The organism is Bacillus sp. FSL R5-0416, from assembly GCF_037975425.1.
Taxonomy (GTDB): domain Bacteria; phylum Bacillota; class Bacilli; order Bacillales; family Bacillaceae; genus Bacillus; species Bacillus subtilis.
On record NZ_CP150252.1, the window covers coordinates 2087227 to 2102974 of the forward strand.

Here is a 15748-nt window from a genome sequence, read left to right on the forward strand (position 1 = left end):
AACATCTGGCTATGACAATATTCTTCTCGAAAAAACTTCCTAATTCGTCATATTGTGATATAATAAAACTCGTTATGTTAAAAAATCTAACATCAAAATCGAATTCGTATTGAATTGATGAAAACGGGAGGTAAATATGGAGTCTTTTTTCAATAGTTTGATTAATATTCCAAGTGATTTCATCTGGAAATACCTATTTTATATTTTAATAGGGCTTGGATTATTTTTTACCATACGTTTTGGTTTTATCCAATTCCGTTATTTTATTGAAATGTTCAGAATAGTAGGGGAGAAGCCGGAAGGAAATAAAGGTGTTTCATCTATGCAGGCATTCTTTATTTCGGCCGCATCCCGAGTCGGCACAGGGAATTTGACTGGTGTCGCCTTAGCAATTGCGACAGGCGGACCAGGCGCTGTATTTTGGATGTGGGTAGTGGCTGCAGTAGGTATGGCTTCAAGCTTTGTTGAGAGTACGTTAGCGCAGCTTTATAAGGTGAGAGACGGGGAGGATTTCCGCGGAGGGCCGGCCTACTATATTCAAAAGGGTCTTGGTGCCAGATGGCTTGGCATCGTATTTGCAATCTTAATTACCGTCTCATTCGGCTTGATTTTTAACGCTGTTCAAACAAATACAATTGCTGGAGCATTGGATGGCGCATTCCATGTGAATAAAATAGTTGTAGCCATAGTTCTGGCGGTTTTAACTGCGTTTATCATTTTCGGCGGTTTAAAACGTGTTGTCGCTGTTTCACAGCTAATTGTGCCGGTTATGGCAGGCATTTATATCCTTATCGCTTTATTTGTTGTCATCACGAATATTACGGCTTTCCCTGGCGTTATCGCTACAATCGTTAAAAATGCTTTAGGTTTTGAACAAGTCGTCGGCGGCGGAATAGGCGGCATCATCGTTATCGGTGCGCAACGCGGACTTTTTTCAAACGAAGCAGGAATGGGGAGCGCACCAAACGCGGCTGCGACGGCTCATGTATCCCATCCGGCAAAGCAAGGCTTTATTCAAACATTAGGTGTATTTTTCGATACATTTATCATATGTACGTCCACAGCATTTATTATTTTGCTGTACAGTGTAACACCAAAAGGCGACGGCATCCAAGTAACACAGGCTGCTCTTAACCATCATATTGGAGGCTGGGCGCCGACTTTCATCGCAGTCGCAATGTTCTTGTTTGCATTCAGTTCAGTTGTCGGCAACTATTATTATGGCGAGACAAACATTGAATTTATTAAAACAAGCAAAACATGGCTGAACATTTACCGTATCGCTGTAATTGCTATGGTTGTGTATGGATCTTTATCAGGCTTCCAAATCGTTTGGGATATGGCGGACCTCTTTATGGGTATCATGGCGCTGATCAACTTAATTGTGATTACGCTGCTGTCAAACGTTGCTTACAAAGTGTATAAAGATTACGCGAAACAGCGTAAGCAAGGACTTGATCCTGTGTTTAAAGCGAAAAACATCCCAGGGCTGAAAAACGCTGAAACATGGGAAGATGAGAAACAAGAAGCATAATATAAATATAAAACAAAGCTGCATTCAATAGTTGAATGCAGCTTTTTCATTATTGGAAATAAATTTAATTTTTCGACTCGAATGAAAAATGACGTGTAAAGTCCCAATTCAGTCCAGTTTTCTTTGTTCTATATGTGTCATGTGTGTCTTATTCAATGGAGATAGAGTAAATTGACAGGCTTTTAAACCTCACAAAAACAAGAAATTAGGTTGATAGACAATCATGAGAAAGATTTTTACAATGAGTTCGTGCTCATAAGAAGTTGAGAGCCAAAATGATGCGAAGGAGGAAAAGATCAGATATGAAACGGTCAATCTCGATTTTTATTACGTGTTTATTGATTACGTTATTGACAATGGGCGGCATGCTGGCTTCGCCGGCATCAGCAGCAGGGACAAAAACGCCAGTAGCCAAGAATGGCCAGCTTAGCATAAAAGGTACACAGCTCGTTAACCGAGACGGTAAAGCGGTACAGCTGAAGGGGATCAGTTCACACGGATTGCAATGGTATGGAGAATATGTCAATAAAGACAGCTTAAAATGGCTGAGGGACGATTGGGGTATCACCGTTTTCCGTGCAGCGATGTATACGGCAGATGGCGGTTATATTGACAACCCGTCCGTGAAAAATAAAGTAAAAGAAGCGGTTGAAGCGGCAAAAGAGCTTGGGATATATGTCATCATTGACTGGCATATCTTAAATGACGGTAATCCAAACCAAAATAAAGAGAAGGCAAAAGAATTCTTCAAGGAAATGTCAAGTCTTTACGGAAACACGCCAAACGTCATTTATGAAATTGCAAACGAACCAAACGGTGATGTGAACTGGAAGCGTGATATTAAACCCTATGCGGAAGAAGTGATTTCCGTTATCCGCAAAAATGATCCAGACAACATCATCATTGTCGGAACCGGTACATGGAGCCAGGATGTAAATGATGCTGCCGATGACCAGCTAAAAGATGCAAACGTTATGTACGCACTTCATTTTTATGCTGGCACACACGGCCAGTTTTTACGGGATAAAGCAAACTATGCACTCAGCAAAGGAGCGCCTATTTTTGTGACAGAATGGGGGACAAGTGATGCTTCCGGAAATGGCGGTGTATTCCTTGATCAATCGCGGGAATGGCTGAAATATCTCGATAGCAAGACCATTAGCTGGGTGAACTGGAATCTTTCTGATAAGCAGGAATCATCCTCAGCTTTAAAGCCGGGGGCATCTAAAACAGGCGGCTGGCAGTTGTCAGATTTATCTGCTTCAGGAACATTCGTTAGAGAAAACATTCTCGGCACCAAAGATTCGACGAAGGACATTCCTGAAACGCCAGCAAAAGATAAACCCACACAGGAAAACGGTATTTCTGTACAATACAGAGCAGGGGATGGGAGTATGAACAGCAACCAAATCCGTCCGCAGCTTCAAATAAAAAATAACGGCAATACCACGGTTGATTTAAAAGATGTCACTGCCCGTTACTGGTATAAAGCGAAAAACAAAGGCCAAAACTTTGACTGTGACTACGCGCAGATTGGATGCGGCAATGTGACACACAAGTTTGTGACGTTGCATAAACCAAAGCAAGGTGCAGATACCTATCTGGAACTTGGGTTTAAAAACGGAACGCTGGCACCGGGAGCAAGCACAGGGAATATTCAGCTCCGTCTTCACAATGATGACTGGAGCAATTATGCACAAAGCGGCGATTATTCCTTTTTCAAATCAAATACGTTTAAAACAACGAAAAAAATCACATTATATAATCATGGAAAACTGATTTGGGGAACAGAACCCAAATAGTTTAACTTTTGGCGGGCATCAGCAATGATGTCCGTTTTCATTATCTTATCCAGTAAAACAAGGAGGTTTGCGTTGTGGATGAAATACTGAAACAGTATATGGTGCTGTACAAAAAAATGAGTAATATGATAAATGGTCCGGACTATCCAGGTAAGGAAAAAGACATCCAGCATCAAAAAGATCAGATCGAAGTTTACGAAAAACAGCTGCAGCAAGGATTTTCTACAGATTATGACTATGATGTGTTTGCTGATTCTGTTATCAAATGCGCATATGGCGATATGACGCTGGAGGATTTAGAAGCCGTTTATTATGGATTGACAACACCATTTTTTTGATTTGTCAGTCAGCAGTAAAATTTCAAAATTTCAATTTCTGTCTCACTAACTTAAGTATACTTTGATATTGAGACAGAAATTTATTTATTTTCTTTACTTCCTAGAATATATATTATGTAAACTAGAAAAGATGAAGATTAAAGCTTTGCTGTTTTTATGTACATCCTTTCTTCTTCCTGTAATTCAGCAACAAAATAAAAAAGCGATTTCCCAATCGGAAAAATCGCCAATTCAGACACTCTATTATTTTTGTGTGTCTTTGTGCTCTTAACGATTTACAACAAATGTTGTTACGCTTTGAGCTGGAAGATGGGCCCAAAAATGATTGCCTGATACAGTGAGATTCGTTCCAGGTTGTAGATTGTTGCTGCTGCTCGTGATCCATCTAGATACGTTTGAAGCAGATCCATTCTGCAAAACAAAGTTTTGGTTGACTCCTGTGTTGCTTTTATTGATGGCAACAATAACGACCTTGTTGTCACCTTTATAGGCTGACACGTAAACGTTCGCATTAGGGTTTTTCGTTGCATCAATCCTTACATAGCCGGGACGCACAAACTTTGAGAAATGAGCCATATTGTAGCCGCGTTTGCTGATCGTACCATCTTCTTTCATAGGTCCATATGATCTTCGGATGTACCACCATACATAAGCTTGAAAGTCCCCCTCTACCATCGCATTGTGAATATGCTGTGAAACATCCAATGCCTCAGGCCATCGATCCGCCGAGTTGTTATCACTGTTTGGATAGTATACTTCCGTCATCCAAAGGTCCTTCCCCGCTCCTTTTTGTTTGAAAAGAGGATAAGGGAATTGGCTGACCTGGGTGCCGTACAGGTGAGTTCCGAGAATATCCATATTGGCAAGAGCCTGCGGATCGTTCAAGATCGGGTCCGACAAATTCTTTAAGTATTGAAAAGACTCAGGTGCAATGACGCGGGCATTGATCGAGCCGGCGTTTTCTCTCATAAAGCGAAGTATTTCTTGCGGCGTCCACCACGTCCACTCATGAGCGTAATCAGGCTCGTTTTGGACCGAAATCGCATAAAGATTCACACCATTATTTTTCATGAAGGTAACAAAATCGTTAAGATGCTGCGCGTATGCGGCGTACTTATCGTATTTCAGCCGCTTAGCTGATGTGTCACCATTCCGATTGAAGGTCTCAACCATATCACTTGGAGGATTCCAGGGAGATGCAAAAACGATTGCCCCATGTTTGACCGCACTCTTGGCAGTCTCCACCTCTTTATACCAATTATTTCGATTTTCATCTACATGAATTCTTAAGATTGAAAATCCTAACTGGTTCTGTCCATTGCCAAAAGCAGTTTCTCTTTGAGCTGCTGTAAGATCCCCAGCCCAAGCCGGATGGTTCATCCCTCCAAAACCGCGAATCACTTGTTTCTCTGCAGATACATTAACTGTTACATCACTGGCTGCCAAAACTTCAGTAGCGCCTGGCCCTAACATGACTGACAGCATAGTGAAACATACTAATAGTACACAAATTGTTTTTTTTATGCGTGGAATCATTTATTCCTCTCCTTCGTCATGTGTCTTTTACGGTATTAAAAAATCTGTATGGCATATCCATAATGGCGGGCTGTTCCGGTGATGGCTCGTACTTCACCCGCCTCGTTTTTAAGCGGTCCCATTACGAGTCCTATCTTTGCGTAAACTGCCAGTAATCAAAATGAAACAAGTTTCCTGTACCTGTTCCGGTAAATACAAAGAATACTTTGTGCACACCGGTTGCCCCGCTTACTGCAGTTTCTATTTCTCTCCAGGTTTGCGCTCCGCCTGTTGAAGGCACATTCAGAGTTCCAACAAGCTTACCATCAGCATTGTCGAGGCGCACTTCTATTTTCCCGCCTGAACCTGAAGTGGATGCTACATTTGCTTTAAATGACCTGGCACCGCCCGCTCCGAAGTCTGCATTTCCTACAGCAATCCAGTCTCCATTTTGAATGCTTGTTACATGCTGATTATTTACTGGCCCGCCGGGTGCTGTGGACTTCTCTGTCAAAATGCGTCCATTCCAAGCAAACGTTTCAGCTTCTACCCGGTTATAAGGATTCAAATTGGAAAGCTGTGTTACACCTGCATAATTTGCTGCTACCTCTTGGATGGATCCATCTGGGTTATGCACCAGCTTATTAATATGGGGAGAACGGTATCCTTTGCCGGCCCCGAACAGAGCGGAACTGACAGTTTGCGCGTGGTACACCACATACCACTCGTTTTTAAAATTGAAAACAGCATGATGGTTGTTTCCGCCACCTCCGAAAAATGCACCCGGATTTTTCAGGAAATGCCCTCTATATGTAAAGGGACCCATGGGATTTGAACTGGTCATGTACCCGATCTCACCCGGGGGTTTATCGGCCGGGTGCGTGCCGCCGAAATTAATGCAATAGGAGTAATAATATGTTCCGTTATACTTGTGCAATCCCGAATCTTCAAACATGAAAGGCGCATCAATTGTAGATGCACTTCCAACAACACTCGTCATATCAGGCCCCAATTTTATGACTCTAGCCGTTTTAGGATTGGCCCATTGTCCCTGCGTTGGATTTGAACCGCCAGGAACGCCTCCCCCGGCATACAGGTAACCGGTGCCGGCATCATCTACAAATACTGCCGGATCAAAAAGCCATACAACACCAGACATTCCTGGCGTACTTGGCGTTACGAGCGGTTTTCCGATTGGATCGGTCCATGGACCAATCGGGCTGTCTGCGGTGAGAACCCCGATACCTCCGCCGCTGTTTGCGAAATAAAGGAAGAATTTATCCTTGCCATTGATTTTTTTTACTGCGATTGACGGTGCCCATGACGCCCCTGCCCATTTTGCTATCCCACGGCCACCATTAGTTCCATTGGCACCTGCTACTGGAATGGCTCCGTGGTCTGTCCAGTTCACCATATCCGCTGAAGAAATGACGAATACTTTATTCAAATTGGCAAATGAATTATCTTTAATCGTTCCGTTGCTATTATATTCATAGTCATCACTTGACATATAAATATAGACTCTCCCGTTATAGGTCAGCGCAATCGGATCTGCGCCCAAATGATGGTCGATAAGCGGGTTTGAATTCCCTACATGTTTTGCAATTGTACTACTGGTGGCAGCATACGCAGACTTCCCAGATAAGCAGCTCAATAATAAAACTAGAATCCATAAACATACGCTACACTTTTTCCTCATCACTTCACATCCTCCTTTTTCCTTAAAATGGGGGATTTTCTTTTGGGATTTGATAACAACAGGTCACGAAGATTGCACGCATAAAGTAGCCGGAAGCTGTTTAGCAATGTTCCCAGTTGTTCTGAAAGCTCATCTTCATGTGTCTCCATTCTCTCCTTTCTTCGAGGAGATCGCACCACTCCTTCAAAATTGTTCAAAAAAACTTCCCCATTCCTAGCGACCATTGTCCAGAAAATAAAAAGACAGGATTGTTCATTGCCTCCCACTAATCACATTGAACGGAGATTACATCATTATCCAAGATATCCCTTTATCTAACATCCTACATCATTAAAAAAATTGTGTATAGAAACTTTTGGAGGAGTTAGTGTTCGATTCTACAAAGGAACTGGATACATTTATTCATTGATAAGATGGGGCTAACACTCCGTTTATATTTGTATGTTTTCAGACACAAAAAACAGCCGTTCAATGCGGCTGTTTTTTTCAAGTGTATAAGAATTATTGAGCGGTATACCCGCTTTTTCATGTTTTGTTCATATTTTATTAATTGTTTATTCAACACTGTCCGCTATAGTAATCCATATCAACAAATATGACTGCCACTCGCATCTTTTATGAAGGGAGGTTCGTTACGCTGAAAGAAAAAATAAAGACATTAGGCCGTTTTTGCACCGTAGGCGTCGGCAATACGCTGATAGATTTTGGTGTCTTCTTTCTTCTTACCAATTGTCATGTCTCTTATCTGCCGGCGCAGATCTGCTCCTATACTGCAGGTATCGTCAACAGCTATGTGTGGAACCGGAATTGGACGTTTTGTGTGAAACGTAAGGCTGACGGGAAAGAGATCGTGCGTTTTCTCATGATTAATATTGCCGCGTCGGGGATCACCTTTTTGCTGCTTTATTTGTTTCAAAATTGCGGCTGCTCGCTTTTGGTGAGTAAGCTCGCCGCCACTATCGGCGGAATGATGATGAATTTTATCGGAAACCGAATCTGGGTATTTGGAGATTCACTGAAAAACATACAGGATCAGGAGTGAGGATGAATGAGAAAAAAAGTGAGAAAAGCAGTTATTCCCGCAGCGGGTTTAGGAACGAGATTTCTGCCGGCGACAAAGGCGCAGCCTAAAGAAATGCTCCCAATCGTCGACAAACCAGCAATCCAATATATTGTAGAAGAGGCCGCAGAGTCAGGAATTGAAGATATACTGATTATTACAGGGAGAAACAAACGCTCGATTGAAGATCATTTTGATCGGTCGGCGGAATTGGAATTCAATCTCCGGGAAAAAGGCAAGACGGAGACACTTAAGGAAATGCAGCAGATTGCCGATTTGGCCAACATTCATTACATCCGCCAGAAAGAACCGCTCGGATTAGGCCATGCGGTGCTGTGTGCGGAGCATTTTATCGGAGATGAGCCTTTTGCTGTTCTCTTAGGTGATGATATTATGGTGTCTGAAACACCGGCTCTTCGGCAATTAATGGATGTATATGACGTTTATGGCACAGAGGTTGTCGGTGTACAGTCAGTTCTCCCTGAGGATGTCAGCAAATATGGTATTATAAATACATCAGGGTCTCAAGGGCATGTATATGAAGTGAACGATTTAGTGGAAAAGCCTTCTCCTGAAGAAGCACCTTCGGAAATCGCAGTAATGGGACGTTATGTGCTGAATTCTTCGATCTTCTCCGTTTTGAAGACAATTGGCAGAGGCGCGGGCAACGAAATTCAGCTGACAGATGCGCTTCGTGAGGTTTGCCGTAAGGAGCCGATCCATGCCCGGCTGCTGGAAGGAAATCGATATGACATTGGCGATAAGCTGGGCTGTTTTAAAGCGAGCACCGAAATCGGCTTAATGCGTCCCGAAATGAGATCTCAGCTTTTGGCCTATTTAGAAGATGTGATCAAACGGGAAACGAAAGAAATGCTGCGGTAAAAAAATTGTAACCATCTTGCTCGTCAATCAGTCATATAATAGTGAAAAAGATTAGGACAGGTTGTGAAGAATGTGGGCAGTTTGATAAGCGAAATTTTAACATGGCTGACGAACATGGGATATGCGGGTATTGCGATTGGGTTAATGATTGAAATCATTCCGAGTGAGATTGTATTAGCTTATGGCGGCTATATGGTATCGGAGGGCACGATTGGATTTATTGGCGCAATTATTGCGGGTGTTATCGGGGGCACCATTGCCCAGATCTTTATTTACTGGATCGGCCGCTATGGCGGCAGGCCATTTCTGGACAAATACGGGAAGTATTTATTGATTAAAAAGCATCATATCGACATGTCGGAAAACTGGTTTCAGAAATACGGCGCCGGAGTTGTCTTCTCGGCTCGTTTTATACCGGTTGTCAGACATGCCATATCCATTCCGGCAGGTATTGCCAGAATGCCTTTTCTCAAATTTGTGGTACTGACTGTGCTTGCTATCATTCCATGGTCTATTCTGTTTGTTTATTTAGGCATACAGCTAGGAAGCCAGTGGGATGATGTTGAGAATATAGCAGGCACTTATACAACACCGATTATGATATTGGCTGTTGTCGTGATAGCCCTTTATTTTGTGATTAAGAAACGTACAGCCATATTTAAACGATAGCTAGCAGATATGCATAGGGGTGACTGACGCTCCCCTATGCATATTTTTTTACTTCCGATGTTGATTTGCCAGCTTCAGATTCTCCGCTAAAAATGCGACAAACACTTCATCCCGCACGAGCGATGCGGCATAATTTCTCTTAATAAACCATTCTGCCTCTTCAAACGCTGCGAATGTTTCGTCTTGGGTTTCTCCGTTAATTTGAATATTCCATTCGTTGTCTAAAGGGAAAAGAAAAAATCTCATTTGTGCGCGATTTTCATATAATGATCCATTCGCAGATCCCTTTAGATTATAGATGTTACGGAAGGCATCCGGCCGTACAGGATCAATACGGAAAGCTTCAGCTACAAACAACTCGTATACTTCATCGGTTATTGAACAGCCGGACGCTTTTGCATGCCCTCCGCCGCCATATCGGCCGGCGATTTCTGACACATCGATGTAATCATGAATGGTGCGGAGACTGACTCGTTTTGACCCCATGCTCAAAATCGCAATGTAATCGAGGTGCGGATTATCTTTCCCTAGCCTGTTCCCCAGCTCTGAATGGTACGATTCAGCGTGAACGATGCCTACACAGTGTTCGTGAACAAAGGTTTGTACCATTTCCCTTTTCTTTCTGCGGAGGTAGCGCTCGATTTTTTCGTCTTCTAAATCAAGCAGTTTTTCTTCAAAATCATCGAAGAAAAATTCGTCATGCGCGGAAAGGCGCTGGATCATTTTTGCTTCAAATTCATCGATTGACAGCAAAAAGAAAAGATCATTAAGCCGCTTCGCCTGTTTTTGATCGTACCGCTCCCACTCCCATGTATCGTATTGGCGGACGAGCTCTGTGAATTGATCTAAGGCGTTTGTCGGTTTCATGAAGCCATTTTCAACGAGATAGCCATATAAAAGCGATGTCGCGGATGTGAGCCTTCCATCATCGTATTCCACCTGGACAAATCCCCATTCATGCTCATTCAAATGAAGGGCTGTTTTATGATGGTCAATGAGCTTCACTTTGCCCCCTGCATGAACATACTCATTCAATCTCTCTTCGTTTTCTTCATTGACGGCGAGATCGGTGATGAATAACGCGTCCTGTCTGTTGCTCTCCTTCGCTTTTTCTAAAAAGTACTGCACCTGTGCGTTTAAGCCGTTGACAGAGTTATACCGGACCTCTACGTCTTTTCCGAATGCTAATTTTGCTACGATTCCGCACCCTACTCCGTCCAAGTCGTTATGTGAATATAAATGATACATAATGTGGGCCCCTTTTTATGATAAACTGACAATTGCCGCTAGAGGTGCGGCAGCCTTTATTTACTATTCTAAAAAACAAAGTGTTTTATGCAAATGTAATTAGTTGACATAATGTTGTTATTGTAAATATATAAAGGAGCGCTTTTTACGCTCCTAAGTTCTTGCTTTTATACTGGATAAACCGGATGCTTTCGATTGGTAAATGTCATTTCCTTTGTCATGTATGCCTTGAGCCGTTTGGCCAGCTCATCACGCAGCGAATTGGCTGGGATAACAGCATCAATGATCATTTCTGAAGCCAGACGGTAGATATTGATGTCCTCTTTGTATTCCTCCCGTTTGCTGCTGATAAATGCGGCTCTCTCTTCTTCTGGCAGCTCGGCGATTTTTTTAGCGTAGACAGCGTTTACAGCTGCCTCAGGGCCCATGACGGCGATTTGGGCGGTTGGGAGCGCTAGACAGCAATCCGGTTCAAATGCCGGCCCTGCCATTGCATACAACCCAGCCCCGTAAGCTTTTCGGACAATGACAGAGAGTTTTGGAACAGTTGCCTCCGACATCGCAGAAATCATTTTCGCTCCGTGTCTGATAATCCCAGCCTGTTCTACTTTTGTGCCAATCATAAAACCGGGGATATCGGCTAAGAACAGCAATGGGATATGAAAAGCGTCACATAAGGTAATAAACTTAGCCGCTTTGTCTGCTGAATCGTGGAATAAGACACCTCCTTTTACCTTCGGCTGGTTTGCAACAATGCCGACAGGCTGTCCGTGGATTCGTGCGAGGCCCGTCAATAATTCCGGTGCAAATAAGGCTTTGATCTCAAAAAATGAGTCTTCATCTATGACCCGCTCAATCAGCTCATGCATATCAAAAGGTGCGTTTTGATTTTGCGGAATGACGTCGGCAAGCGGAGTGTCGAAGTGTTTTGGCGGGCGTTTCTTATGAATGGGCGCTTTTTCTTGAAAATTTGCCGGAAAGTAAGACAAATAAGCCCGCGCCAGCTGTATGGCTTCTTCTTCAGTTTCTGCAAGAATATCTCCGCAGCCGGAGATTGAGCAATGCATACGGGCGCCACCCATTTCTTCAAGAGACACTTTTTCGCCAATAACCATTTCCGCCATCCTTGGCGAGCCTAAATACATGGAGGCGTTACCGTCTACCATAACGACGATATCACAGAAGGCCGGAATATAAGCGCCACCTGCCGCAGATGGTCCGAAAAGCAGACAGATTTGCGGAATGCGTCCCGATAATTTGACTTGATTGTAAAAAATTCTTCCTGCACCGCGTCTCCCTGGAAAGACATTGATTTGGTCGGTAATTCGGGCGCCTGCTGAATCGACTAAATAAATGAGCGGACAGTTTAATTTTTCGGCGGTTTCTTGAATTCTGATGATTTTTTCAACTGTTTTTGCTCCCCATGACCCCGCTTTCACTGTTGAATCATTCGCCATGACGCAAACAGTTTGGCCGCCGATTTTGCCGATAGCGGTTACAACTCCATCAGCGGGAAGCCCGTCTGACATACATTCCGCAAAAAAAGCGTCTTCTAGCTCAATGTCATCGTCAAAGAGAAGGGAAAGCCGCTCTCTGACAAAGAGCTTGCCTTTTTCCCGATTGCTTTGATGATACTTTTCCGCTCCGCCTTTTCGAATCCGTTCAGCCCGTTCTGTTCGTTCCTTTTCATAATCCATCAGCATTGCCTCCCTTTTATATTCCCTTGTATACGGCCCGTCTTTTTTCTTGAAAGGCCTGAAGCCCTTCTCTCCTGTCTTTTGTCGGGATGGTTTGTTCATACGCTTTTTGTTCAATCGCAAGGCCTGTAGCGAGATCTGTCTCCAATCCTTTATTGATTGCAAATTTAGCCTGACGGACAGCGATCGGCCCGTTGGCAGAAATGGCTGCGGCCAGTTCCTCTGCTTTTGGCATAAGGTCACAAGGAGCGGTGACATGCTCTACAAGGCCGATTTCTTTTGCTTCGTGTGCGGTCACGCGTCTGCCTGTATAAATGAATTCTTTTGCTTTTCCTCTGCCAATCAGCCGGGGCAGCCTTTGGGTCCCTCCAGCGCCCGGGATAATAGCTAACCCTGTTTCCGGAAGTCCCAGCACAGCTGATTCAGTTGCGATTCGAAGGTCGCATGCCAATGCCAATTCTAGTCCGCCGCCTAATGCGCTTCCATTTATCGCAGCTATGACCGGCTGAGGCAAGGCATCAAGTAAAGCCGCCGTTCTTTGAATGAGAGATACACTTTCCAGAACCTGATCTTCTTTCAGTTTTATCCGTTCCTTCAGGTCTGCCCCTGCACAAAACGCTTTTTCACCGGTGCCTGTGAGGATGACGCAACGGATGTTTGAGTTGAATTCAATTTCCTGGATAATCATTTGCAGGTTTCTAAGCATTTCCGCTGAAAGAGCATTTGCTGCCTGAGGCCTGTTTAAGGTGATCAACGCAATATGTTCATTTTTAACAGTAAAAAGAATAGAATCTCCCATTGTATGCGTCCTCCCTTTTATCAAGATGATTTAAACACCTGTAAATTTCTGCTCGGCAGCGGTTTGCCCATTTTTTCTTCAATCCATTTGGCCGCAGATAGCAGTTTTTCTAGCTTTACATTTGTTTTGATATCCATCTGTTCAAACATGTACACGATATCCTCAGTTGCGGCGTTTCCTGATGAACCTGGCGCATATGGGCATCCCCCAAGCCCGCCTGCCGAGCCGTCGAACACCGTGATGCCCATTTGGAGTGCTGTGACCATGTTGGCCAGAGCGGTTCCTCTCGTATCATGAAAATGCAAGGCAATTTGATTAGCCGGGAATCGTGCCAAAAGAGCTTCAAGTACAGTTTCCACTTGGGCGGGATTAGCCGCTCCAATCGTATCTCCAAGCGAAAGTTCAGAAATCCCAAATTCAAATAGAGCTTCTGAAAGGCGAATGACTTGTTCAATGGGGACATCTTTTTCGTACGGACAGCCGAAAACAGTCGAGAGGTAGGCTCTTGTTGTGAGGTTTGCTTTTTGTGCGTCGTTGTTTACTTGTTTGAGTATATGAAGGGATTCAGAAGTGGATTTATTGATGTTTTTTCTGTTGTGCGTCTCGCTGGCGGACATAAAAACGCAAGCCTCGTTAATGCCTCCTTCAAGTGCATTCTCCAGTCCTCTTTGATTCGGGACAAGTGCCGCGTACGTTACCCCTTTTTCTCGGTCGATGCCTTTTGCTACATCGATAGCATCTCGAAGCGCGGGAATCCATTTCGGGTGAACGAAGGATGTGATTTCAATATACGAAAGCCCTGTCCTGGAAAGCTGGTTGATCCAGGTTATTTTATCCTCTGTTGAGATCCATACGGGCTCGTTTTGTAAGCCGTCACGCGGGCCGACTTCTTTGATTGTCACTTTTTTAGGATATGTCATGGTCTTCCTCCAAATTATTGAGTGGAATCGCTCAGTTCGAGCAGTACGTCTCCTTCATTTACAAAGTCGCCTTCATTTTTTTTGACTTCTTTTACGATTCCGCTTCTATCTGCAACGATCGGGATTTCCATTTTCATCGATTCCAAAATGGCTACCTCCTGGCCCTTTTCGATTTGGTCGCCGGCTTTGACGTGGACTTTCCACAGGTTTCCTGCCATTTGTATGTTAACCGTCATGACAACTGCCTCCTTTATAGGTGTTGTTTCAAAAAGTCAGTCGTGACATCCCCTTCTTTAAATGCCTTTGTTGCCGCAGCCTGTATGAGAAGCGGAAGATTTGTTTTGATTCCCTCTACACGATAGTCGCGAAGCGCTGTCTCTAGTTTTTCAATTGCTTCTGTTCTGGTTTGGCCTTTGACAATCATCTTAGCGATCATCGGGTCATAAAAAGGGGTAACGGTGCTGTCTTTTGCTACCGCACATTCGTGTCTGACTCCTTTTTGGTCAGGAAGTGAAAACGCAGTGATCGTACCTGGTGACGGGAAGAAGGTCTTGGGATCTTCCGCGTATATTCGAACCTCTATCGCATGCCCGTTCCGTTGGATGTCTTTTTGGGAGAATGTGAGTGTATGGCCCGCAGCAATCCGCAGCTGCTGCTCAACTAAGTCCAGGCCTGTTATTTCTTCAGTCACGGGGTGTTCAACTTGCAGTCTCGTATTCATTTCGAGGAAATAAAAATTTTGCTTCTGGTCAACTATAAATTCGATGGTGCCTGCGTTCGTATAGCCGATTGCCTTCGCTGCTTTTACCGCTGTTTGCCCGATCTTCATTCTTAGTTCATCGTCTACAAATGGAGACGGTGCTTCTTCAATGACTTTTTGGTGGCGCCTCTGAACAGAGCAATCACGTTCAAACAGATGTACTGTATGGCCGTGTTGATCGGCCAAAAGCTGAACCTCGATGTGGCGCGCATGTTCAATAACTTTTTCTATATACATCGACCCGTCACCGAAAAAATCTGCTGCGCGCTTTTTGTTTCCCTCGTACGCTTTTTTTAATGCTTCTTCATTTTCAACACGCTGCATTCCGATGCCCCCTCCGCCCGCTGAAGCTTTCAGCATGACAGGATAGCCGATTTGACATGCGGTGCGGCAGGCTGCCTCTATATCTCCGAGGGATTCAGAAACGCCCGGCACCACAGGGACACCTGCAGCCTCCATTGCTTTTCGCGCTTCAATTTTGCTGCCCATCTTTGCGATGATATCAGGGGAAGGTCCGATAAACACGATGTTTTCTTGCTTGCAGCGTTCAGCGAACCGGCTGTTTTCTGATAACAATCCATATCCCGGGTGGATCGCGTCGGCATTTGCTTTTTTCGCCGTCTTTATGATTCTCTCTATATTTAAATAACTTTCACTGACTCTCGATTCTCCGATCAAATAAGCCTCTGTAGCGGCTTTTGTATGGAGCGCGTCCTTGTCTGCTTCTGAATAAACCGCAACCGTTTTAATGCCGAGACGGCTGCATGTTCGGATAATTCTCATTGCAATTTCTCCGCGGTTGGCGATCAGTACTTTTGTAAACAT

14 protein-coding genes are annotated in these 15748 nt (G+C 44.0%); 6 read left to right on the forward strand and 8 right to left on the reverse strand.

Annotated features, from left to right (window positions below; all coding sequences use genetic code 11):
* Positions 1-136 precede the first annotated feature (136 nt).
* The 3 genes from NYE20_RS11080 to NYE20_RS11090 all read left to right on the forward strand — a co-directional run bounded on the left by NYE20_RS11080 (position 137) and on the right by NYE20_RS11090 (position 3674).
* Entirely contained in the window at positions 137-1534 is a 1398-nt protein-coding gene (locus NYE20_RS11080) for an alanine/glycine:cation symporter family protein (protein ID WP_021479777.1), read from the forward strand.
* A 302-nt stretch (positions 1535-1836) separates the two neighbouring features.
* The gene (gene eglS / locus NYE20_RS11085; RefSeq protein WP_032725830.1) at positions 1837-3336 is read left to right on the forward strand and encodes an endo-1,4-beta-glucanase EglS; all 1500 of its coding nucleotides are present in this window, start codon (positions 1837-1839) and stop codon (positions 3334-3336) included.
* Between the two features lie 74 nt (positions 3337-3410).
* Complete coding sequence (locus NYE20_RS11090) at positions 3411-3674, forward strand: YnfE family protein (RefSeq protein WP_003231535.1); 264 nt, start codon at positions 3411-3413, stop codon at positions 3672-3674.
* 267 nt (positions 3675-3941) lie between these two features.
* Here the strand turns inward: NYE20_RS11090 and xynC are convergent, their stop codons facing one another.
* Both xynC and xynD read right to left on the reverse strand, forming a co-directional pair.
* Positions 3942-5210 (reverse strand): glucuronoarabinoxylan endo-1,4-beta-xylanase XynC, encoded by a 1269-nt coding sequence (xynC, locus tag NYE20_RS11095; RefSeq protein WP_339185177.1) that lies wholly within the window; start codon positions 5208-5210, stop codon positions 3942-3944.
* A gap of 130 nt (positions 5211-5340) precedes the next feature.
* Complete coding sequence (gene xynD, locus NYE20_RS11100) at positions 5341-6888, reverse strand: alpha-L-arabinofuranosidase (protein WP_161621606.1); 1548 nt, start codon at positions 6886-6888, stop codon at positions 5341-5343.
* Between the two features lie 595 nt (positions 6889-7483).
* On the opposite strand from xynD, the gene NYE20_RS11105 reads away from it, so the two are divergent.
* From NYE20_RS11105 to NYE20_RS11115, 3 genes are all read left to right on the forward strand, one after another.
* Positions 7484-7930 (forward strand): GtrA family protein, encoded by a 447-nt coding sequence (locus NYE20_RS11105; protein ID WP_161621607.1) that lies wholly within the window; start codon positions 7484-7486, stop codon positions 7928-7930.
* Between the two features lie 6 nt (positions 7931-7936).
* Positions 7937-8830 carry a UTP--glucose-1-phosphate uridylyltransferase GalU gene (galU, locus tag NYE20_RS11110; protein WP_003245127.1) on the forward strand — a complete coding sequence of 298 codons (894 nt, stop codon included), beginning with the start codon at positions 7937-7939 and terminating at the stop codon, positions 8828-8830.
* 72 nt (positions 8831-8902) lie between these two features.
* Positions 8903-9499 carry a DedA family protein gene (locus NYE20_RS11115; RefSeq protein WP_003231529.1) on the forward strand — a complete coding sequence of 199 codons (597 nt, stop codon included), beginning with the start codon at positions 8903-8905 and terminating at the stop codon, positions 9497-9499.
* A gap of 48 nt (positions 9500-9547) precedes the next feature.
* Here NYE20_RS11115 and nrnB read toward each other — a convergent pair whose 3' ends face one another.
* From nrnB to NYE20_RS11145, 6 genes are all read right to left on the reverse strand, one after another.
* Positions 9548-10747, reverse strand: a complete 1200-nt coding sequence (gene nrnB / locus NYE20_RS11120) for an oligoribonuclease NrnB (RefSeq protein WP_017696504.1) — start codon at positions 10745-10747, stop codon at positions 9548-9550.
* Positions 10748-10914: 167 nt separating this feature from the next.
* On the reverse strand, positions 10915-12450 hold the full coding sequence (locus NYE20_RS11125; RefSeq protein WP_072174027.1) for an acyl-CoA carboxylase subunit beta: 1536 nt from the start codon (positions 12448-12450) through the stop codon (positions 10915-10917).
* A gap of 10 nt (positions 12451-12460) precedes the next feature.
* Positions 12461-13243 (reverse strand): enoyl-CoA hydratase, encoded by a 783-nt coding sequence (locus tag NYE20_RS11130; RefSeq protein WP_070549077.1) that lies wholly within the window; start codon positions 13241-13243, stop codon positions 12461-12463.
* A gap of 20 nt (positions 13244-13263) precedes the next feature.
* On the reverse strand, positions 13264-14163 hold the full coding sequence (gene ldeG, locus NYE20_RS11135; RefSeq protein ID WP_128747127.1) for a hydroxymethylglutaryl-CoA lyase: 900 nt from the start codon (positions 14161-14163) through the stop codon (positions 13264-13266).
* Between the two features lie 14 nt (positions 14164-14177).
* Positions 14178-14399, reverse strand: coding sequence for an acetyl-CoA carboxylase biotin carboxyl carrier protein subunit (locus NYE20_RS11140; RefSeq protein ID WP_021479784.1), 222 nt, complete (start codon positions 14397-14399; stop codon positions 14178-14180).
* Positions 14400-14413: 14 nt separating this feature from the next.
* Complete coding sequence (locus NYE20_RS11145) at positions 14414-15748, reverse strand: acetyl-CoA carboxylase biotin carboxylase subunit (RefSeq protein ID WP_041850777.1); 1335 nt, start codon at positions 15746-15748, stop codon at positions 14414-14416.